The organism is Streptomyces sp. NPDC001599 (assembly GCF_042893535.1).
In the GTDB taxonomy this organism is placed as follows: domain Bacteria; phylum Actinomycetota; class Actinomycetes; order Streptomycetales; family Streptomycetaceae; genus Streptomyces.
This window is the reverse complement of the sequence record NZ_JBIAVA010000010.1, coordinates 286,922-307,115: the sequence shown is the minus strand read 5'-3', so window position 1 is coordinate 307,115 and position 20,194 is coordinate 286,922. Positions and strand designations below refer to the sequence as shown.

General features: G+C 69.6%; 17 protein-coding genes. 2 read left to right on the top strand and 15 right to left on the bottom strand.

Translation table 11 applies throughout. The features are described from left to right. Nucleotides 1-173: 173 nt before the first annotated feature. From nuoN to ACFYZ3_RS25955, 14 genes are read right to left on the bottom strand one after another with little or no spacing between them, the layout of a single operon-like run. Nucleotides 174-1,832, bottom strand: a complete 1,659-nt coding sequence (gene nuoN / locus ACFYZ3_RS26020; RefSeq protein WP_388522237.1) for an NADH-quinone oxidoreductase subunit NuoN — start codon at nucleotides 1,830-1,832, stop codon at nucleotides 174-176. Next, complete coding sequence (locus ACFYZ3_RS26015) at nucleotides 1,829-3,400, bottom strand: NADH-quinone oxidoreductase subunit M (protein ID WP_109035745.1); 1,572 nt, start codon at nucleotides 3,398-3,400, stop codon at nucleotides 1,829-1,831. Before ACFYZ3_RS26015 ends, nuoN begins: the two co-directional genes overlap by 4 nt. Nucleotides 3,401-3,405: 5 nt before the next feature. Then, nucleotides 3,406-5,370, bottom strand: coding sequence for an NADH-quinone oxidoreductase subunit L (nuoL, locus tag ACFYZ3_RS26010; RefSeq protein ID WP_164275671.1), 1,965 nt, complete (start codon nucleotides 5,368-5,370; stop codon nucleotides 3,406-3,408). Nucleotides 5,371-5,384: 14 nt separating this feature from the next. Further along, nucleotides 5,385-5,684: an NADH-quinone oxidoreductase subunit NuoK gene (nuoK, locus tag ACFYZ3_RS26005; protein ID WP_003974374.1), complete on the bottom strand. Its 300-nt coding sequence runs from the start codon at nucleotides 5,682-5,684 to the stop codon at nucleotides 5,385-5,387. Continuing rightward, entirely contained in the window at nucleotides 5,681-6,538 is an 858-nt protein-coding gene (locus ACFYZ3_RS26000) for an NADH-quinone oxidoreductase subunit J (protein ID WP_388522232.1), read from the bottom strand. The genes nuoK and ACFYZ3_RS26000 overlap by 4 nt, the downstream gene beginning before the upstream one ends. Continuing rightward, nucleotides 6,535-7,212, bottom strand: a complete 678-nt coding sequence (gene nuoI / locus ACFYZ3_RS25995) for an NADH-quinone oxidoreductase subunit NuoI (RefSeq protein ID WP_162833256.1) — start codon at nucleotides 7,210-7,212, stop codon at nucleotides 6,535-6,537. Before nuoI ends, ACFYZ3_RS26000 begins: the two co-directional genes overlap by 4 nt. Next, nucleotides 7,205-8,602 (bottom strand): NADH-quinone oxidoreductase subunit NuoH, encoded by a 1,398-nt coding sequence (nuoH, locus tag ACFYZ3_RS25990; RefSeq protein WP_388522229.1) that lies wholly within the window; start codon nucleotides 8,600-8,602, stop codon nucleotides 7,205-7,207. The genes nuoI and nuoH overlap by 8 nt, the downstream gene beginning before the upstream one ends. Next, nucleotides 8,599-11,103, bottom strand: coding sequence for an NADH-quinone oxidoreductase subunit G (locus ACFYZ3_RS25985; protein ID WP_388522226.1), 2,505 nt, complete (start codon nucleotides 11,101-11,103; stop codon nucleotides 8,599-8,601). Before ACFYZ3_RS25985 ends, nuoH begins: the two co-directional genes overlap by 4 nt. Then, a complete protein-coding gene (nuoF, locus tag ACFYZ3_RS25980; protein ID WP_189737570.1) occupies nucleotides 11,100-12,449 on the bottom strand; it encodes an NADH-quinone oxidoreductase subunit NuoF in 1,350 nt (449 codons plus the stop codon). The genes ACFYZ3_RS25985 and nuoF overlap by 4 nt, the downstream gene beginning before the upstream one ends. After that, nucleotides 12,446-13,318: an NADH-quinone oxidoreductase subunit NuoE gene (gene nuoE / locus ACFYZ3_RS25975; RefSeq protein ID WP_127893448.1), complete on the bottom strand. Its 873-nt coding sequence runs from the start codon at nucleotides 13,316-13,318 to the stop codon at nucleotides 12,446-12,448. The genes nuoF and nuoE overlap by 4 nt, the downstream gene beginning before the upstream one ends. Beyond that, nucleotides 13,315-14,637 (bottom strand): NADH-quinone oxidoreductase subunit D, encoded by a 1,323-nt coding sequence (locus tag ACFYZ3_RS25970; RefSeq protein ID WP_388522221.1) that lies wholly within the window; start codon nucleotides 14,635-14,637, stop codon nucleotides 13,315-13,317. Before ACFYZ3_RS25970 ends, nuoE begins: the two co-directional genes overlap by 4 nt. After that, the gene (locus ACFYZ3_RS25965) at nucleotides 14,634-15,389 is read right to left on the bottom strand and encodes an NADH-quinone oxidoreductase subunit C (protein WP_388522218.1); all 756 of its coding nucleotides are present in this window, start codon (nucleotides 15,387-15,389) and stop codon (nucleotides 14,634-14,636) included. The genes ACFYZ3_RS25970 and ACFYZ3_RS25965 overlap by 4 nt, the downstream gene beginning before the upstream one ends. After that, a complete protein-coding gene (locus ACFYZ3_RS25960) occupies nucleotides 15,386-15,940 on the bottom strand; it encodes an NADH-quinone oxidoreductase subunit B family protein (protein ID WP_031035164.1) in 555 nt (184 codons plus the stop codon). Before ACFYZ3_RS25960 ends, ACFYZ3_RS25965 begins: the two co-directional genes overlap by 4 nt. 12 nt (nucleotides 15,941-15,952) lie before the next feature. Then, on the bottom strand, nucleotides 15,953-16,312 hold the full coding sequence (locus ACFYZ3_RS25955; RefSeq protein WP_003974383.1) for an NADH-quinone oxidoreductase subunit A: 360 nt from the start codon (nucleotides 16,310-16,312) through the stop codon (nucleotides 15,953-15,955). A gap of 806 nt (nucleotides 16,313-17,118) precedes the next feature. On the opposite strand from ACFYZ3_RS25955, the gene ACFYZ3_RS25950 reads away from it, so the two are divergent. Together ACFYZ3_RS25950 and def are read left to right on the top strand one after the other, a co-directional pair. Then, nucleotides 17,119-17,952, top strand: a complete 834-nt coding sequence (locus tag ACFYZ3_RS25950; protein ID WP_388522214.1) for a C40 family peptidase — start codon at nucleotides 17,119-17,121, stop codon at nucleotides 17,950-17,952. A gap of 130 nt (nucleotides 17,953-18,082) precedes the next feature. Then, a complete protein-coding gene (gene def, locus ACFYZ3_RS25945) occupies nucleotides 18,083-18,709 on the top strand; it encodes a peptide deformylase (protein ID WP_388522211.1) in 627 nt (208 codons plus the stop codon). A gap of 99 nt (nucleotides 18,710-18,808) precedes the next feature. On the opposite strand, the gene ACFYZ3_RS25940 is transcribed toward def, so the two are convergent. After that, on the bottom strand, nucleotides 18,809-20,101 hold the full coding sequence (locus ACFYZ3_RS25940; protein ID WP_388522208.1) for a geranylgeranyl reductase family protein: 1,293 nt from the start codon (nucleotides 20,099-20,101) through the stop codon (nucleotides 18,809-18,811). Between the last annotated feature and the right edge of the window lie 93 nt (nucleotides 20,102-20,194).

Sequence of the window (20,194 nt, the reverse complement as noted above, 5' to 3'; positions counted from 1 at the left end):
CCTTCTGCGTGCTCGCCTTTCTGTGGTGGCCCCCCTCCCGGTGGATCGTGCCCCCCCCCCCCAACCCCCCCCCCCCCCGGGGGGCGCCCCCCCCCCCCCGGGGGGGGGGCCCCCCCCCCGGGCGGGGGGGGCCCCCACCACAGCCGTGAAGCCACAAAGCCGCAAGCGCCGCGTCAGCGCACGAACACCCCCGCCTGACCCGCCAGGTCCAGGAAGTACTGCGGTGCCACACCGAGCACCACCGTGACCGCCACGCCCACGCCGATCGCCGTCATCGTCAGCGGTGACGGCACCGCGACGGTCGGGCCCTCCGGGCGCGGCTCGCTGAAGAACATCAGCACGATCACCCGGATGTAGAAGAACGCGGCGATCGCCGACGAGATCACGCCGACCACGACCAGCGGGGCCGCACCGCCCTCCGCCGCCGCCTTGAACACCGCGAACTTCCCCGAGAACCCGGAGGTCAGCGGGATACCGGCGAAGGCCAGCAGGAACACCGCGAAGACCGCCGCCACCAGCGGCGACCTGCGGCCGAGCCCGGCCCACTTCGACAGGTGCGTCGCCTCGCCGCCCGCGTCGCGGACCAGCGTGACGACCGCGAAGGCACCGATCGTGACGAAGGAGTACGCCGCCAGGTAGAAGAGGACGGACGAGATGCCCTCCGGCGTGGTCGCGATGACACCGGCGAGGATGAAGCCCGCATGCGCGATGGACGAGTACGCCAGCAGCCGCTTGATGTCGGTCTGCGTGATCGCGACGATCGCGCCGGCCAGCATCGTGACGATCGCCACGCCCCACATCACCGGCCGCCAGTCCCAGCGCAGGCCGGGCAGGACGACGTAGAGGATGCGCAGCAGGGCGCCGAAGGCGGCCACCTTGGTCGCCGCCGCCATGAAGCCGGTCACGGGCGTCGGCGCACCCTGGTACACGTCCGGCGTCCACATGTGGAACGGCACCGCGCCCACCTTGAACAGCAGGCCCATGACGATCAGCGCGGAGCCGACGAGCAGCAGCGCGTCGTTGCCCATGGTGTCGGCGAGCGCCGGGGTGACGTTCTGGACGGTGCCGTCGACGACCTGGGCGATCGTGCCGTACGACATCGAGCCCGCGTAGCCGTAGAGCAGCGCGATGCCGAACAGGGTGAACGCCGAGGCGAAGGCGCCGAGCAGGAAGTACTTGACCGCCGCCTCCTGCGACATGAGCCGCTTGCGGCGGGCCAGCGCGCACAGCAGGTACAGCGGGAGGGAGAAGACCTCCAGCGCCACGAAGAGCGTCAGCAGGTCGTTGGCCGCCGGGAAGACCAGCATGCCGGCGACGGCGAAGAGGAAGAGCGGGAAGACCTCCGTCGTGGTGAAGCCGGCCTTGACCGCCTTCTGCTCGCTCTCGCTGCCGGGCACGGCGGCGGCCTGCGCGGCGAAGGAGTCGACGCGGTTGCCGTGCACCTCCGGGTCGAGGCGGCGCTCGGCGAAGGTGAACAGGCCGACCAGGCTGGTCAGCAGGATGGTGCCCTGCAGGAACAGGGCCGGTCCGTCGACGGCGACGGCGCCCATCGCCGCGATCCCGGCCTTGGTCGTGCCGTACCCGCCCGCCGCGAGCGCGACGATCGCCGCGAACGCCGCGATCAGGGCGACGGCGGACACGAACATCTGCGCGTAGTAGCGGGACCTGCGCGGCACGAAGGCCTCGACCAGGATTCCGATGATCGCCGCGCCGAGGACGATGAGGACGGGCGACAACTGCCCGTACTCGATCTTCGGGGCGTCGATCTTGGCGATCGGGTCGGCCGCCGTCGCCGCCGTTGTCCACAGGCTGTGGACGGCTGATGCGCTCACTTGGCCGCCTCCACCTCAGGCTGGGGGTCCGTCTTGTGTACGTCGGACATGGTCTGCTCCACCGCCGGGTTGACGATGTCCGTCACGGGCTTCGGGAAGACGCCCAGGAAGATCAGCAGCGCCACCAGCGGTGCCACGACCACCAGCTCGCGCACCCGGAGGTCGGGCATCCCGTTCACCTCGGCCTTCACCGGGCCCGTCATCGTCCGCTGGTAGAGGACGAGGGTGTAGAGAGCGGCGAGGACGATGCCGAGGGTGGCGATGATGCCGATCACCGGATAACGGGTGAACGTGCCGACCAAGACCAGGAACTCACTGACGAAGGGCGCGAGGCCCGGCAGGGAGAGGGTCGCGAGGCCGCCGATCAGGAAGGTGCCGGCCAGGATCGGGGCGACCTTCTGCACACCGCCGAAGTCGGCGATGAGCCGCGAGCCGCGCCGCGAGATCAGGAATCCGGCGATCAGCATCAGCACGGCGGTCGAGATGCCGTGGTTGACCATGTACAGCGTGGCGCCGGACTGGCCCTGGCTGGTCATCGCGAAGATGCCCATGATGATGAAGCCGAAGTGCGAGATCGACGCGTAGGCGATCAGCCGCTTGATGTCGCGCTGGCCGACCGCGAGCAGCGCGCCGTAGATGATGCTGATGACCGCCAGGACCAGGATGACCGGCGTCGCCCACTTGCTGGCCTCCGGGAAGAGCTGGAGGCAGAAGCGGAGCATCGCGAAGGTGCCGACCTTGTCGACGACCGCCGTGATGAGCACGGCGACCGGCGCGGTCGACTCCCCCATGGCGTTGGGCAGCCAGGTGTGCAGCGGGAACAGCGGCGCCTTCACCGCGAAGGCGAAGAAGAAGCCGAGGAACAGCCAGCGCTCGGTGTTGGTCGCCATGTCCAGCGAGCCGTTGGCCCGGGCCTCGGCGATCTCCGTGAGCGAGAAGTTCCCGGCGACCACGTACAGGCCGATCACCGCGGCCAGCATGATCAGACCGCCGGCCAGGTTGTAGAGGAGGAACTTCACCGCGGCGTACGACCGCTGGGTCGCCGCCGTCTTCTCGCCGTGCTCGTGCGCCCGGTCCCCGAAGCCGCCGATCAGGAAGTACAGCGGGATCAGCATGGCTTCGAAGAAGATGTAGAAGAGGAAGACGTCGGTGGCCTCGAAAGAGATGATCACCATCGCCTCGACGGCCAGGATCAGGGCGAAGAAGCCCTGCGTCGGCCGCCACCGGCTGCTGCCGGTCTCCAGCGGGTCGGCGTCGTGCCAGCCCGCGAGGATGATGAACGGGATCAGCAGGGCGGTCAGCGCGATCAGCGCCACCGCGATGCCGTCCACGCCCAGTTCGTACCGGACGCCGAAGTCCGCGATCCAGGAGTGGGACTCGGTGAGCTGGTAGCGGTCGCCGTCGGGGTCGAAGCGGACCAGGACCGCGATCGCCAGCCCGAGCGTGGCCAGCGAGACCAGCAGCGCCAGCCACTTGGCCGCGGTGCGTTTCGCGGCCGGCACGGCTGCCGTGGCGATCGCCCCGACGGCCGGGAGGGCCGCCGTGACTGTCAGCAGGGGAAAGGACATCGGTATCAGACCGCCCTCATCAGCAGGGTCGCGGCGACGAGGAGTGCCGCACCGCCGAACATCGAGACCGCGTACGAGCGCGCGAAGCCGTTCTGCAGCTTGCGCATCCGCCCGGACAGGCCGCCGACCGAGGCCGCCGTCCCGTTGACGACTCCGTCGACCACCGTGTGGTCGACGTAGACCAGGGAGCGCGTCAGGTGCTCGCCGCCCCGGACCAGGACGACGTGGTTGAAGTCGTCCTGGAGCAGGTCGCGCCGGGCGGCCCGGGTGAGCAGCGACCCGCGCGGGGCGACGGCCGGGACCGGACGGCGCCCGTACTGGGCCCAGGCGACGGCGACGCCGATGACCATGCAGGCCACCGTCGCCCCGGTGACCGCCCCGGCGCTGATCGGGGAGTCGCCGTGGCTGTGCCCGGTGATGGGCTCCAGCCAGTGCATGAAGCGGTCGCCGATGCTGAAGAAGGCACCGGCCCCGACCGATCCGACGGCCAGCACGATCATCGGGATCGTCATGAGGCCCGGCGACTCGTGCGGGTGCGGGGGCTCGTACGCGCCGCGTGTCTCGGCCGCGGGCTCCACGTCCGGCTTCGCGGGCGACGGCGTCGGGGCGTTGCGCCAGCGCTCCTCGCCGAAGAACGTCATCAGCATCACGCGCGTCATGTAGTAAGCGGTGATGGCCGCGCCCAGCAGGGCGCAGGCGCCGAGGATCCAGCCCTCGGTGCCGCCCTTGGCGAACGCCGCCTCGATGATCTTGTCCTTGGAGAAGAAGCCGGACAGGCCCGGGAAGCCGATGATGGCGAGGTAGCCGAGCCCGAAGGTGACGAAGGTGACCGGCATGTACTTGCGCAGTCCGCCGTAGCGGCGCATGTCGACCTCGTCGTTCATGCCGTGCATGACGGAACCGGCGCCGAGGAACAGCCCGGCCTTGAAGAAGCCGTGCGTCACCAGGTGCATGATCGCGAAGACGTAGCCGATCGGGCCGAGGCCCGCGGCGAGCACCATGTAGCCGATCTGCGACATGGTCGAACCGGCCAGGGCCTTCTTGATGTCGTCCTTGGCACAACCGACGATCGCACCGAAGAGCAGCGTGACCGCGCCCACGATGGTGACCACCAGTTGCGCGTCGGGCGCGCCGTTGAAGATCGCGCCGGAGCGGACGATCAGGTACACGCCCGCCGTCACCATGGTCGCGGCGTGGATGAGGGCCGAGACCGGGGTCGGGCCCTCCATCGCGTCACCGAGCCAGGACTGCAGCGGCACCTGGGCGGACTTGCCGCAGGCGGCCAGCAGCAGCATCAGGGCGATCGCGGTGAGCTTGCCCTCGTCCGCCCCGGCCGCCAGCCCGGCCTCCCCGTGGCCGCCGAGCACCGGCCCGAAGGCGAAGGTGCCGAACCACAGGAACATCAGCATGATGCCGATGGACAGGCCCATGTCGCCGACGCGGTTGACCAGGAAGGCCTTCTTCGCGGCGGTGGCGGCGCTGGGCTTGTGCTGCCAGAAGCCGATCAGCAGGTAGGAGGCGAGACCCACGCCCTCCCAGCCGACGTACAGCAGCAGGTAGTTGTCGGCGAGGACGAGGATCAGCATCGCCGCGAGGAACAGGTTCAGATAGCCGAAGAAGCGGCGGCGGCGCTCGTCGTGCTCCATGTACGCGACCGAGTACAGGTGGATGAGCGAGCCGACGCCGGTGATCAGCAGGACGAACGTCATCGACAGCTGGTCGAGCCGGAAGGCGACGTCGGCCTGGAAGCCCTCCACCGGGATCCAGCTGAACAGGTGCTGCGTCAGGGTGCGGTCCTCGGCGCCGCTGCCGAGCAGGTCGGCGAAGAGGACGACGCCGATCACGAAGGACACGGCGGCCAGCAGCGTGCCGATCCAGTGGCCGACGCGGTCCAGCCGGCGTCCGCCGCACAGCAGGACGACCGCTCCTAGCAGGGGCGCCGCCACCAGCAGCGCAATCAGGTTCTCCACGTTTCAGCAGCCCCTCACAGCTTCATCAGGCTGGCGTCGTCGACCGAGGCCGAGTGGCGGGAACGGAACAGGGACACGATGATCGCGAGCCCGACCACGACTTCCGCGGCGGCGACGACCATCGTGAAGAAGGCGATGATCTGGCCGTCGAGGTTGCCGTGCATGCGGGAGAAGGCGACGAACGCGAGGTTGCAGGCGTTGAGCATCAGCTCGATGCACATGAAGACCACGATCGCGTTGCGCCGGATCAGCACGCCGGTGGCACCGATCGTGAACAGCAGGGCTGCGAGATACAGGTAGTTGACGGGGTTCACTTCGACGCCTCCTCGGACTGCTTGGAGTTGTCGGGGCCGACCGCCTTGCGTTCCAGCCGGTCCTCGGCCCGCTGCTCCAGCGCCTTCAAGTCGCCCAGCGCCTCCATCGACACGTCGCGGATCTGGCCCCGCTCGCGCAGTGTCTTGCTGACGGTCAGCTCGGAGGGGGTGCCGTCGGGCAGCAGCCCGGCGATGTCGACCGCGTTGTGCCGGGCGTACACGCCGGGTGCCGGCAGCGGCGGCAGGTGCTTGCCGTCGCGGATGCGCTGCTCGGACAGCTCGCGCTGGGTCCTGGCGCGCTCGGTGCGCTCGCGGTGGGTGAGCACCATGGCACCGACGGCCGCCGTGATGAGCAGCGCGCCGGTGATCTCGAAGGCGAAGACGTACTTGGTGAAGATGAGGGACGCGATGCCCTCCACGTTGCCGTTCGCGTTGGCCTGGGCGAGGCCGGTGAACTCCGAGACGGAGGCGTTGCCGATGCCGGCGATCAGCAGGATGCCGAAGCCGAGCCCGGACACCAGGGCCAGCCAGCGCTGGCCCTTGATGGTCTCCTTCAGGGAGTCCGCCGCGGTGACACCGACGAGCATCACCACGAACAGGAACAGCATCATGATGGCGCCGGTGTAGACGACGATCTGCACGATGCCGAGGAAGTAGGCGCCGTTGGCGAGGTAGAACACCGCCAGGACGATCATCGTCCCGGCGAGGCACAGCGCACTGTGCACGGCCTTCTTCATGAAGACGGTGCACAGGGCGCCGATCACCGCGACGGTGCCGAGGATCCAGAACTGGACGGCCTCTCCGGTGGAGGTGCCGGCGGAGAGGGTCACCTCGGCGGCGAGCTGCGCGCTCATCGGCGGATCACCTCCTCCGACGCCGGCTCGGTCGCGCCGAAGGTGGAGTCGCCCTCCTGGACGACCTCCCCCTTGGAGTGGGCGACCTGCTGGACCGTGCCGGGCGCGGCCTCGGTGACCAGGCCCCGGTAGTAGTCCTGCTCGTCGGTGCCCGGGTAGATGGCGTGGGGCGAGTCGACCATGCCCTCTTCGAGACCGGCGAGCAGCTGGTCCTTGGTGAAGATGAGGTTGGCGCGGCTGGAGTCGGCCAGCTCGAACTCGTTGGTCATCGTCAACGCGCGCGTGGGGCACGCCTCGATGCACAGTCCGCACAGGATGCAGCGGGCGTAGTTGATCTGGTAGACGCGGCCGTACCGCTCACCGGGCGAGTAGCGCTCCTCGTCGGTGTTGTCCGCGCCCTCCACGTAGATGGCGTCCGCGGGACAGGCCCAGGCGCACAGCTCGCAGCCGACGCACTTCTCCAGGCCGTCCGGATGGCGGTTGAGCTGGTGCCGCCCGTGGAAGCGTGGAGCGGTGGTCTTCTGCTGCTCCGGGTACTGCTCGGTCAACCGCTTCTTGAACATGGCCTTGAAGGTCACGCCGAAGCCGGCCACGGGATTCATGAAACCGGGATCGGTCCCCTTGTGGTCCACGTGTTCCGTGTTGTCCCTGTGCTCTTCGCGTTCCTCAGCCATCGGACGCCTCCTTTCCATCCGTAGGTCCGCCCGCAGGTCCGTCACTGTGAGTATCGGGCCCACCACTGACAATCAGCTCCCGCTCCCGGCGGGGACGGCGCCTGGGCACCGGCGGCACCTGCTGTCCGGGCATCGGCGGGACGGGGAATCCGCCGGCCATCGGGTCGAAGGCGGCCCCTGCCTCGGTCCCGGTTCCGGTCTCGGCAGGCTGGTCGGCGGCCTTGCCGCCCTTGTCGCGGTACATGTCGACGAGGAAGGACAACAGCAGCAGGACCAGGACGCCGCCGCCGATGTACAGGGCGATGTCGCTGAAGCCGTAGTTCTCGTTCCTGAGGGCCCGCACGGTCGCGACCAGCATCAGCCAGACCAGGGAGACCGGAATGAGGACCTTCCAGCCGAGTTTCATCAACTGGTCGTAGCGGACCCGGGGCAGGGTGCCGCGCAGCCAGATGAAGAAGAAGAGCAGCAACTGGACCTTGACCACGAACCAGAGCAGCGGCCACCAGCCGTGGTTGGCACCCTCCCAGAAGGTGCTGATCGGCCAGGGGGCCCGCCAGCCGCCGAGGAACAGCGTGGTGGCGACCGCCGAGACCGTCACCATGTTCACGTACTCGGCGAGCATGAACATCGCGAACTTGATCGACGAGTACTCGGTGTTGAAGCCGCCCACCAGGTCGCCCTCGGACTCGGGCATGTCGAAGGGGGCACGGTTGGTCTCGCCGACCATCGTGACGACGTAGAGGATGAAGGAGACCGGCAGCAGCACGATGTACCAGCGGTCGTCCTGCTGGGCGACGATCTCCGAGGTCGACATCGAACCGGAGTAGAGGAACACCGAGGCGAACGCGGCGCCCATCGCGATCTCGTAGGAGATCATCTGGGCGCAGGAGCGCAGTCCGCCCAGCAGCGGGTACGTCGATCCGGAACTCCACCCGGCGAGCACGATGCCGTAGATGCCGACCGAGGCGACCGCCAGGATGAACAGCATCGCGATCGGCAGGTCGGTCAGCTGCATCGCGGTGCGGTGGCCGAAGATCGAGACCTCGTTGCCGGCCGGCCCGAAGGGAATCACCGCGATCGCCATGAAGGCCGGGATGGCCGCCACGATCGGCGCGAGGACGTAGACCGCCTTGTCGGCGCGCTTGACGACGAGGTCTTCCTTGAGCATCAGCTTGATGCCGTCGGCGAGCGACTGGAGCATGCCCCAGGGGCCGTGCCGGTTCGGACCGATGCGCAGCTGCATCCAGGCGACGACCTTGCGCTCCCACACGATGGAGAACAGCACGGTCACCATCAGGAAGGCGAAGCAGAACACCGCCTTGACGACGACCAGCCACCAGGGATCGGTGCCGAACATCGAGAGGTCTTCAGCGGCGAGGTACGGGCTCATGCCTCCACCTCCTTGGGGGCGGCGCCCGCGGGCGTCGCCGGACCGATGCGGACGAGGGTTCCGGGCAGTACCCCGGCGTCGGAGGCGACGCCGGAGCCCGCCGAGTTCAGCGGAAGCCAGACCACCCGGTCGGGCATCCCCGTGACCTGCAGCGGGAGTTCGACGACTCCGGCGGGACCGGTCACGGCGAGGACGTCGCCGTCCTTGACGCCCGCCTCGGCTGCCGTGGCGGCCGACAGTCGCGCGCGGGCGGCGTGCCGGGTGCCTGCGAGTGCCTCGTCGCCCTGCTGCAACAGTCCCTGGTCGAGCAGGAGCCGGTGCCCGGCCAGTACGGCCTCTCCGGCGGCCGGTCGCGGCAGCGCACTCGCGGTCTGCAGCGGCTCACCGGCCCGCGGCCCGTCCCAGGCGCCGAGCCGGTCGATCTCCGCGCGCGTGGTGCGCAGATCGGGCAGGCCCAGGTGTACGTCCATGGCGTCGGCCAGCATCTGCAGGACGCGGGCGTCGGTGGGGGCGAGACGGCGGGTCATCTGGTCGGGCTTGAGCGCGGCCTCGAAGAAGCGCACCCTGCCCTCCCAGTTGAGGAAGGTGCCGGGCTTCTCGGCGACCGCGGCGACCGGCAGGACGACGTCGGCGCGTTCGGTGACCTCGCTGGGCCGCAGCTCCAGCGACACCACGAACCCGGCCTCGTCGAGTGCCGCACGCGCGCGCGTGGGGTCGGGCAGGTCGGCGACCTCCACGCCCGCCACGAGCAGCGCCTGGAGTTCGCCCCGGGCCGCGGCCTCGACGATCTCGCCGGTGTCACGGCCGTAGCGGTGCGGGAGGTCGGCCAGGCCCCACAGGGCGGCGACCTCCTCACGCGCGCGCGGGTCGGTCGCCGGGCGCCCACCGGGCAGCAGCGACGGCAGCGCGCCCGCCTCGATCGCGCCGCGCTCCCCGGCCCGGCGCGGGATCCACACCAGCCGGGCCCCGGTCGCCGTCGAGGTCCGTACGGCGGAGGTGAGGCCTCCGGCCACGGACGCCAGCCGTTCGCCGACGACGATCACGGCGCCCTCGGCGCGCAGGGCCTCGGCCGCCTGGGCGCCGCCCTCCTCCAGGCCGACGCCGCTCGCGAGGGCGTCCAGCCACTCGGTCTCGGTGCCGGGAGCGGCGGGGAGCAGGGTGCCACCCGCCTTCTCCAGGCCCCGCGTGGCGTGCGTGGCCAGCGAGAAGACCTTCTGCCCGTGCTTGCGCCAGGCCTTGCGCAGCCTCAGGAAGACACCGGGCGCCTCCTCCTCGGCCTCGAAGCCGACCAGCAGCACTGCGGGCGCTTTCTCCAGCGACGTGTACGTGACGCCGGTTCCGTCGAGGTCACGGCCCCGTCCGGCGATCCGGGCGGCCAGGAAGTCGGCCTCCTCGGCGCTGTGCACGCGCGCGCGGAAGTCGATGTCGTTGGTGTCGAGCGCCACGCGCGCGAACTTGCTGTACGCGTAGGCGTCCTCGACGGTGAGCCGCCCGCCGGTCAGGACGCCGGTGCGGCCCCTGGAGGCGAGCAGTCCCTGCGCGGCGATCTGGAGCGCCTCCGGCCAGGAGGCCGGCTCCAGCTCGCCCTCCGCGTTGCGCACCAGGGGCGTGGTGAGCCGGTCCCGCTGCTGGGCGTACCGGAACCCGAAGCGCCCCTTGTCGCAGATCCACTCCTCGTTGACCTCGGGCTCGTTGGCCGCGAGGCGCCGCATGACCTTGCCGCGCCGGTGGTCGGTGCGGGTGGCGCAGCCGCCGGAGCAGTGCTCGCACACCGACGGCGAGGAGATCAGGTCGAAGGGCCGGGAGCGGAACCGGTACGCCGCCGAGGTGAGCGCGCCTACCGGGCAGATCTGGATGGTGTTGCCGGAGAAGTACGACTCGAAGGGGTCGCCCTCGCCGGTGCCGACCTGCTGGAGCGCGCCCCGCTCGATCAGCTCGATCATCGGGTCGCCCGCGACCTGGTTGGAGAACCGGGTGCAGCGGGCGCACAGCACGCAGCGCTCGCGGTCGAGCAGGACCTGCGTGGAGATCGGCACGGGCTTCTCGTAGGTCCGCTTCTTGCCCTCGAAGCGGGAGTCGGCCTGGCCGTGCGACATGGCCTGGTTCTGCAGGGGGCACTCGCCGCCCTTGTCGCAGACCGGGCAGTCCAGCGGGTGGTTGATGAGCAGCAGCTCCATCACACCGTGCTGGGCCTTCTCGGCGACGGGCGAGGTGAGCTGGGTCTTCACCACCATGCCGTCGGTGCAGGTGATGGTGCAGGACGCCATGGGCTTGCGCTGGCCCTCGACCTCGACGATGCACTGGCGGCAGGCGCCGGCCGGGTCGAGGAGGGGGTGGTCGCAGAACCGGGGGATCTCGATGCCGAGCTGCTCGGCGGCCCGGATGACCAGGGTGCCCTTGGGGACACTGATCTCGGCGCCGTCGATCGTCAGCGACACGAGGTCCTCCGGCGGGACCGCCGCCTCTCCCCCTCCCGAGGGAGCATTGGTGGTCACTGTCATGCCTTCACCTCCGTGCGGTCGGCCCAGGCCGTCGACTTGGCCGGGTCGAAGGGGCAGCCGCGGCCCGTGATGTGCTCCTCGTACTCCTCGCGGAAGTACTTGAGCGAGGAGAAGATCGGCGAGGCGGCACCGTCGCCGAGGGCGCAGAAGGACTTGCCGTTGATGTTGTCGGCGATGTCGTTCAGCTTGTCGAGGTCGGACATCTGTCCCTTGCCGGCCTCGATGTCGCGCAGCAACTGGACCAGCCAGTAGGTGCCTTCGCGGCAGGGTGTGCACTTGCCGCAGGACTCGTGTGCGTAGAACTCGGTCCAGCGGGTGACGGCGCGCACGACGCAGGTCGTCTCGTCGAAGCACTGGAGCGCCTTGGTGCCGAGCATGGAACCGGCGGCGCCCACTCCTTCGTAGTCGAGGGGGACGTCGAGGTGCTCGTCGGTGAACATCGGCGTCGAGGAACCGCCGGGCGTCCAGAACTTGAGCCGGTGGCCGGGGCGCATGCCGCCGCTCATGTCGAGGAGCTGGCGCAGCGTGATGCCGAGCGGGGCCTCGTACTGGCCGGGGCCCGCGACGTGGCCGCTGAGCGAGTAGAGCGTGAAGCCGGGGGACTTCTCGCTGCCCATCGACCTGAACCAGTCCTTGCCCTTGTTCAGGATCGCGGGAACTGAAGCGATCGATTCGACGTTATTCACCACAGTCGGGCACGCATAGAGGCCCGCGACGGCAGGAAAGGGGGGACGGAGCCGCGGTTGACCCCGGCGGCCTTCGAGCGAGTCGAGCAGTGCGGTCTCCTCACCGCAGATGTACGCGCCCGCGCCCGCGTGCACGGTGAGGGTGAGGTCGAGTCCGCTGCCCAGGATGTTCTCGCCGAGAAAGCCGGCCTCGTGGGCCTCGCGCACGGCCTCGTGCAACCGCCGCAGCACTGGGACGACTTCACCACGCAGATAGATGAAGGCATGCGAAGACCGGATGGCGTAACACGCGATGACGATGCCCTCGATGAGGCTGTGCGGGTTCGCGAAGAGGAGCGGGATGTCCTTGCAGGTCCCTGGCTCCGACTCGTCGGCGTTGACAACTAGATAGTGAGGCTTGCCGTCCCCCTGAGGAATGAACTGCCACTTCATCCCCGTCGGGAACCCGGCACCGCCGCGTCCACGCAGACCGGACTCCTTGACGTACGCGATCAGGTCGTCCGGCGCCATGGCCAGCGCCTTGCGGAGTCCCTCGTACCCCTCGTGCCTCCGGTAGACGTCGAGAGTCCACGACTCGTCCTCGTCCCAGAAGGCCGACAGCACGGGTGCGAGCAGCTTCTCCGGGCTGCTGCCCCTGATCTCGGCTGCCACGGTCATCACTCCCCCTCCTCGGCGGTAGGCCCTGCCGGGTTGGAAGGGTCGGATGCCGATGTGTCCTGCGGCGCGTCGTGCGAGCTGAGGTGTTCCGTCGGGGACGGGTCGTGCACGGCCCGGTCCTGCGGCGCGTCGTGCGGTCCGCCGTCCCGCGGGTGCACCACGCGCGCGGCGGACGCCTCGCCCTTGGCGAGCTTGAGCCCGGCCAGAGATGCGGGACCCGCGCTGCCGCCGGCCGCGACGGCGCCGTCCCGCTCGTCGGGGAAGCCCGCCAGGATCCGGGCGGTCTCCTTGAAGGTGCACAGCGGCGCACCGCGCGTGGGCGTCACCGGCCGTCCCGCGCGCAGGTCGTCGACGAGGGCCTTGACGCTCGCCGGGGTCTGGTTGTCGAAGAACTCCCAGTTGACCATCACGACCGGTGCGAAGTCGCAGGCCGCGTTGCACTCGATGTGCTCCAGGGTGACCTTGCCGTCCTCGGTGGTCTCGCCGTTGCCGACGCCGAGGTGTTCCTGGAGGGACTCGAAGATCGCGTCGCCGCCCATCACCGCGCACAGCGTGTTGGTGCACACGCCGACCTGGTAGTCGCCGCTCGGCCCGCGCCGGTACATGGTGTAGAAGGTGGCGACCGCGGTGACCTCGGCGGTGGTGAGGCCCAGCATGTCCGCGCAGAACTGCATCCCGGTGCGCGTGACGTGCCCCTCCTGCGACTGCACGAGGTGCAGCAGCGGCAGGAGGGCGGACCGGGAGTCCGGGTAGCGGGCGATGACCTCGCGCGCGTCGGTCTCCAGCCGGGCCCGGACGTCGTCCGGGTAGGCGGGCGCGGGCAGTTCCGGCATGCCCAGGCTGACGCCCCGCTCCGAAGAAGAGGTGGTCACCGGTCGACGCCTCCCATCACGGGGTCGATGGACGCCACGGCGACGATGACGTCGGCGACCTGGCCGCCCTCGCACATCGCCGCCATGGCCTGCAGGTTGGTGAAGGACGGGTCGCGGAAGTGGACCCGGACGGGGCGGGTGCCGCCGTCGGAGACGACGTGCACCCCGAGTTCGCCCTTGGGCGACTCGACCGCCGTGTACGCCTGTCCCGGCGGCACCCGGAAGCCCTCGGTGACCAGCTTGAAGTGGTGGATCAGGGCCTCCATGGAGGTGCCCATGATCTTCTTGATGTGGTCGAGGGAGTTGCCCAGGCCGTCCGGCCCCAGGGCGAGCTGGGCGGGCCAGGCGATCTTCTTGTCGGCGACCATGACCGGGCCGGGCTGGAGCCGGTCCAGGCACTGCTCGACGATCCTGAGCGACTGGCGCATCTCCTCCAGCCGGATCAGGAAGCGACCGTAGGAGTCGCAGGTGTCGGCGGTCGGGACGTCGAAGTCGTACGTCTCGTAGCCGCAGTACGGCTGGGTCTTGCGCAGGTCGTGCGGGAGGCCGGTGGACCTGAGGACGGGGCCGGTGGCGCCGAGGGCCATGCAGCCGGCCAGGTCGAGGTAGCCGACGTCCTGCATGCGGGCCTTGAAGATGGGGTTCCCGGTGGCGAGCTTGTCGTACTCCGGGAGGTTCTTGTTCATCTTCTTCACGAACTCGCGGATCTGGTCCACCGCACCCGGCGGCAGGTCCTGGGCGAGCCCGCCCGGGCGGATGTACGCGTGGTTCATCCTGAGGCCGGTGATCAGCTCGTAGATGTCGAGAATCAGTTCACGATCGCGGAACCCGTAGATCATGATCGTGGTGGCGCCCAGCTCCATGCCGCCGGTGGCGATGGCCACCAGGTGCGAGGAGAGCCGGTTCAGCTCCATGAGCATGACCCGGATGATCGTGGCCCGGTCCGGGATCTGGTCCTCGATGCCGAGGAGCTTCTCGACGCCCAGGCAGTACGCCGCCTCGTTGAAGAACGGCGTCAGGTAGTCCATGCGCGTCACGAACGTGGTGCCCTGCGTCCAGGTCCGGTACTCGAGGTTCTTCTCGATGCCGGTGTGCAGGTAGCCGATGCCGCAGCGGGCCTCGGTGACTGTCTCGCCGTCGATCTCCAGGATGAGGCGGAGCACGCCGTGCGTGGACGGGTGCTGCGGGCCCATGTTGACGACGATGCGCTCGTCGTCGGCGCGGGCCGCGGACTGGACGACCTCGTCCCAGTCACCGCCGGTGACCGTGTAGACGGTGCCTTCGGTCGTCTCCCTGGGGGAGGCGTGGGAAGTGCTCACGAGTACGACCTCCGCTGGTCCGGAGCCGGGATCTGGGCACCCTTGTACTCGACGGGGATGCCGCCGAGGGGGTAGTCCTTGCGCTGCGGAAAGCCCTGCCAGTCGTCCGGCATCATGATCCGCGTCAGGGCCGGGTGATCGTCGAAGACGATGCCGAAGAAGTCGTACGTCTCGCGCTCGTGCCAGTCGTTGGTCGGATAGACGGAGACCAGCGACGGGATGTGCGGGTCGGCGTCGGGGGCGCTGACTTCGAGGCGGATCAGCCGGTTGTGGGTGATCGAGCGCAGGTGGTAGACGGCGTGCAGCTCGCGGCCCTTGTCGTGCGGGTAGTGGACGCCGCTGACGCCGGTGCACAGTTCGAAGCGCAGGGCCGGGTCGTCGCGCAGGGTGCGGGCGACGCGGACCAGGTGCTCGCGCTCGATGTGGAAGGTCACCTCGCCGCGGTCGACGACCGTCTTCTCGATGGCGTTCTCGGGCAGGAGCCCCTGCTCCTCCAGCGCGCCCTCGAGTTCGTCGGCGACCTCGTCGAACCAGCCGCCGTAGGGCCGGCTCGCCGGTCCGGGGAGCCGGACGGAGCGGACCAGGCCGCCGTAGCCGGAGGTGTCGCCGCCGTTGTTGGCGCCGAACATGCCGCGCTGGACGCGGATCTCCTCGCCGCCCTGGCCCCGCTGGCCCGGGAGGTTCTCGGCGGACAGCTCCTTCTCGGGATTGACGTCGCCCGCGTCACCCGCGGTGTTGTTCGCGTCGCTCACCGCAGCAGCCCCTTCATCTCGATCGTGGGCAGGGCCTTGAGGGCCGCTTCCTCCGCCTCGCGGGCCGCTTCCTCGGCGTTGACCCCGAGCTTGGAGCCCTGGATCTTCTGGTGGAGCTTGAGGATGGCGTCCATCAGCATCTCGGGCCGCGGCGGGCAGCCGGGGAGGTAGATGTCGACCGGGACGACGTGGTCGACGCCCTGGACGATGGCGTAGTTGTTGAACATGCCGCCCGAGGAGGCGCAGACCCCCATGGAGATGACCCACTTCGGGTTCGGCATCTGGTCGTAGACCTGCCGCAGCACCGGTGCCATCTTCTGGCTGACCCGGCCCGCGACGATCATCAGGTCCGCCTGCCGCGGCGAGCCGCGGAAGACCTCCATGCCGAAGCGCGCCAGGTCGTAGCGGCCGGCGCCGGTGGTCATCATCTCGATGGCACAGCAGGCGAGGCCGAACGTGGCCGGGAAGACGGACGACTTGCGCACCCAGCCCGCGGCCTGCTCGACGGTGGTCAGCAGGAAGCCGCTCGGCAGTTTTTCTTCGAGTCCCATGTCAAAGGCCCCTCAGTCCCATTCCAGGCCGCCGCGCCGCCATACGTACGCGTACGCGACGAAGACGGTGAGCACGAAGAGCAGCATCTCCACGAGCCCGAAAATCCCCAGGGCGTCGAAGGTGACGGCCCAGGGGTAGAGGAAGACGATCTCGATATCGAAGATGATGAAGAGCATCGCCGTCAGGTAGTACTTGATGGGAAAGCGCCCGCCGCCGGCCGGCGTGGGGGTCGGCTCGATGCCGCACTCGTAGGCCTCGAGCTTCGCCCGGTTGTACCGCTTCGGACCGATCAGCGTGGCCATCACCACGGAGAAGATCGCAAAGCCTGCCCCGAGGGCTCCCAGTACGAGGATGGGCGCATACGCGTTCACCGCTCCTCGCTCCTCTCAGTCGGCACTGACTGCTGGCGGTTGCACTGGACTCACAGCCGCCCCAACAGCCCCACGAGCCCCGCCCGTCCCGACGAAGATCGCGAACATGTGAAGCAGGTCACAAGCCCAACTGCCTCGCATCCTATGCCCGACGCTCTGTGATCTGCGACACGGGGTATTGCACAAGCTTTGTGATCTCCACCACCTGACGAACGATCATGAAGTCGGATGAGCGGTGATCTTCACACAAGAAGCGTTCACCTGATCACCAGAGGTGACATTTTCGCTCGTCGTCGCTGGCCAGAGGGCCCGAGCAGGGTGCGTCTCCATATCAAGATGGTTCCCTTGCATGCAAATTGGCGCTGGACGTCTGCCCTTGATAGAGGAGGCGTTCACACATGAGAGGGAGGACCGGGGGGCGGTGTGGACACGTGCACGCGTTCACGAGCGGCGACGCGCACCGGCGCCACCGCCGCGACGGCCACGACGGCCACTACGGCTCGAGCGGCGCACCCCGCACGCGACGGACGCGCCCGCTGGGGTAACCGTTCCGTGACCTGCGCCACATTCATGAGAGACGTCTGAGAACCGGGCTTGGCCAAGTGTCCCAACAAGTGGTAAGCGCGGGGCAATTCGGGCGTAACGATCAAAGACCGTGATCACAGGCCGGTTACAGCCCGTCCACTATGTCCGTTACGGCGTCAATAAAGAGCGACACGCCCGGGATTCGGCGGCCCGATTGAACAACTGTGGCGCAGCACACGTTTCTTGAAGGTATGGAGGAGCTACTGATACCGGTTGTCCCTATGTCCCACACCGCTCACATACGCAGCCACCGGAAGCCCCGCCGCAGCGCGTCGACGATCGCGATGCGGACCGGAGTTGCCGGTGGCGTCCTCAGCACCCTGGCAGTGGCCGGTGCGTCGGGGGCGGCCCACGCGGCCGAACCCGTGACGCAGACCCTCGAACTGCCCACCCTGACGGCCGACCTGGCCGCTCAGGTCGCCCAGTCCGCGGACGTCACGCAGCAGGCGGCCGCGAGCTACCAGCTGCAGGCCGAGCGTGACGCGGCGGCCGCCAAGGCCGCCAAGCAGGCCAAGGCGGACCTCGCCGAGGCCAAGAAGAAGGCCGCGGACGCCAGGAAGAAGGCCGCGGACGCCGCGCGCAAGGAGGCCGCCCAGCGCGCCTCGCGCGCCGCCGAGCGCACCACCCTGAGCGCATCCTCGGACACCGGCTCCTCCACCGGCACCGGCAGCAGCACCAGCACCGGCACGTCCACGGCGACCGGTTCGGCCGCCGCCGTCGTCTCCTTCGTGCAGGCCCAGGTCGGCAAGGCGTACGTCTCCGGCGCCACCGGTCCGTCCGCCTACGACTGCTCCGGTCTCGTGCAGGCCGCCTTCAAGCAGGTCGGCATCAGCCTGCCCCGCGTCTCCCAGGCGCAGTCGACGGCCGGCACCCAGGTCGGCCTGGACAACCTCCAGCCGGGCGACATCCTCTACTGGGGCGGCGCGGGCAGCGCGTACCACGTGGGTGTCTACGTCGGCGGCGGCATGTTCGTCGGCGCGCAGAACTCCTCCACGGGCGTCGTCGAGAGGCCGCTCTCCTACGACCCGCCGAGCGGCGCGGTGCGCGTGCTGTAAGCCGCACCCACCCGCTACACGCGCGAAAGGGCCGCAGCCGCTCGGGGGCTGCGGCCCTCCGTCCTGTCCTGGCATGCTCGGCGCGGGCCGGTTCCCACCGGCCCGTCCACGAGCCGAAGGAGAGAACGTCATGCCGAGTGTCTTCGTCCAGGGGCGGCCCACCGCCTCCTACCCCCCGTTCGCGCCCGAGGCCAGGCGCGGAGCGGTGCGGCGCGTCACCGAGGTCGGCGAGGAAGTGCTGCACCGGCCGTGCCGGGACGTCACGGAGTTCGGGCCCGACCTCGCCGCGCTCATCGACGACATGTTCCGCACGATGTACGTCGCGGAGGGGGCCGGACTGGCGGCCAATCAGGTCGGGGTCGACCTGCGCCTGTTCGTCTACGACTGCCCGGACGACGACGGTGTCCGACATGTCGGACACATCGTCAATCCTGTCCTCGACGCCCTCGACCCGGCCGCGCGCCGGCTGCTCGACGAGGGCGAGGGGTGCCTGTCGGTGCCGGGCGCCGTCATGGCCGTACCGCGGCCCGACCGGGCCGTCGTGCGCGGTCTGGACAAGGACGGCGTGCCGCTCCTCGTCGAGGGCTCCGGCTACTTCGCCCGCTGCCTCGCCCACGAGACCGACCACGTGAACGGGCACGTCTACCTGGACCGGCTCTCCGGCCGGGAACGGAAGGCGGCGCTGCGGCAGTCGGCGGACCGGCGCGAGGAGGTCTTCGCGCGCCGGGCCGCCAACGCCGCGGCCTTCGCCGCCTGACCGGCCCTCGGGCTTGCTCTCCGGGCCCGGTCTCAGAGCCCGGCCCGGCCTCAAAGCTCGGCCCGGCCTCAGGGCCCGGTCTCAGACCGGGCCCTCGGTTCACGCCTTCGGCGCGACCTTGCTCAGTCCGTTGATGATGCGGTCCATCGCGTCGCCGCCCGTCGGGTCCGTCAGGTTGGCGAGCATCTTCAGGGTGAACTTCATCAGGATCGGGTGGGTGAGGCCGCGCTGGGTCGCGATCTGCATGACCTTCGGGTTGCCGATGAGCTTCACGAAGGCGCGGCCCAGGTTGTAGTAGCCGCCGTAGGTGTCCTTCAGGACGCGCGGGTAGCGCTGCAGGGCGATCTCGCGCTGGGCCGGCGTCGCCCGCGCGTGGGCCTGGACGACGACGTCGGCGGCGATCTGGCCGGACTCCATGGCGTAGGCGATGCCCTCGCCGTTGAAGGGGTTCACCAGGCCGCCGGCGTCGCCGACGAGGAGCAGGCCCTTGGTGTAGTGGGGCTGGCGGTTGAAGGCCATGGGCAGCGCGGCACCGCGGATCGGGCCGGTCATGTTGTCCGGGGTGTAGCCCCAGTCCTCGGGCATGGACGCGCACCAGGCCTTGAGGATCTCGCGCCAGTCGAGTTCCTTGAAGGCGGCGGAGGTGTTCAGGACGCCCAGGCCGACGTTGGAGGTGCCGTCGCCCATGCCGAAGACCCAGCCGTAGCCGGGCAGCAGGCGGTCCTGCGGGCCGCGCCGGTCCCACAGCTCCAGCCAGGACTCCAGGTAGTCGTCGTCGTGGCGGGGCGAGGTGAAGTAGGTGCGGACGGCGACACCCATGGGGCGGTCCTCGCGGCGGTGCAGGCCCATCGCCAGGGACAGCCGGGTGGAGTTGCCGTCGGCGGCCACGACCAGCGGCGCGTGGAAGGTGACCTCGCGCTTGTCCTCGCCCAGCTTGGCGTGGACGCCGGTGATGCGGCCGGTGCGGTCGTCCACGATCGGCGTGCCCACGTTGCAGCGCTCGTACAGCCGGGCGCCTGCCTTCTGGGCCTGCCGGGCGAGCTGCTCGTCGAAGTCGTCGCGCTTGCGGACGAGTCCGTAGTCGGGGAAGGAGGCGAGATCCGGCCAGTCCAGCTGGAGGCGCGAGCCGCCGCCGATGATGCGCAGGCCCTTGTTGCGCAGCCAGCCGGCCTCCTCGGAGATGTCGATGCCCATGGCGACGAGCTGCTTGACCGCGCGCGGGGTCAGGCCGTCGCCGCAGACCTTCTCCCTGGGGAAAGCGGTCTTCTCCAGCAGCAGGACGTCGAGTCCCGACTTGGCCAGGTGGTACGCGGTCGTGGAGCCGGCCGGCCCCGCGCCCACGACGATGACGTCGGCGGTGTTCTCGGAGAGCGGCTCAGTCTCGACGGTCACGGCGGGATCTCCCCAAGTTCGGAATCTGCGTGCCGACCGGCACTGGTCATGGGCAGTCTATTCAGCGTCACCGATCACCCGGCTGAAGGGCTG

Coding starts and splice junctions, on each gene's coding strand:
- ACFYZ3_RS26015 (WP_109035745.1), bottom strand. CDS start 3,400: ATGTCCTTTCCCCTGCTGACAGTCACGGCGGCCCTCCCGGCCGTCGGG.
- ACFYZ3_RS26000 (WP_388522232.1), bottom strand. CDS start 6,538: ATGAGCGCGCAGCTCGCCGCCGAGGTGACCCTCTCCGCCGGCACCTCC.
- nuoI (WP_162833256.1), bottom strand. CDS start 7,212: ATGGCTGAGGAACGCGAAGAGCACAGGGACAACACGGAACACGTGGAC.
- nuoH (WP_388522229.1), bottom strand. CDS start 8,602: ATGAGCCCGTACCTCGCCGCTGAAGACCTCTCGATGTTCGGCACCGAT.
- ACFYZ3_RS25985 (WP_388522226.1), bottom strand. CDS start 11,103: ATGACAGTGACCACCAATGCTCCCTCGGGAGGGGGAGAGGCGGCGGTC.
- ACFYZ3_RS25960 (WP_031035164.1), bottom strand. CDS start 15,940: ATGGGACTCGAAGAAAAACTGCCGAGCGGCTTCCTGCTGACCACCGTC.
- ACFYZ3_RS25950 (WP_388522214.1), top strand. CDS start 17,119: ATGTCCCACACCGCTCACATACGCAGCCACCGGAAGCCCCGCCGCAGC.
- def (WP_388522211.1), top strand. CDS start 18,083: ATGCCGAGTGTCTTCGTCCAGGGGCGGCCCACCGCCTCCTACCCCCCG.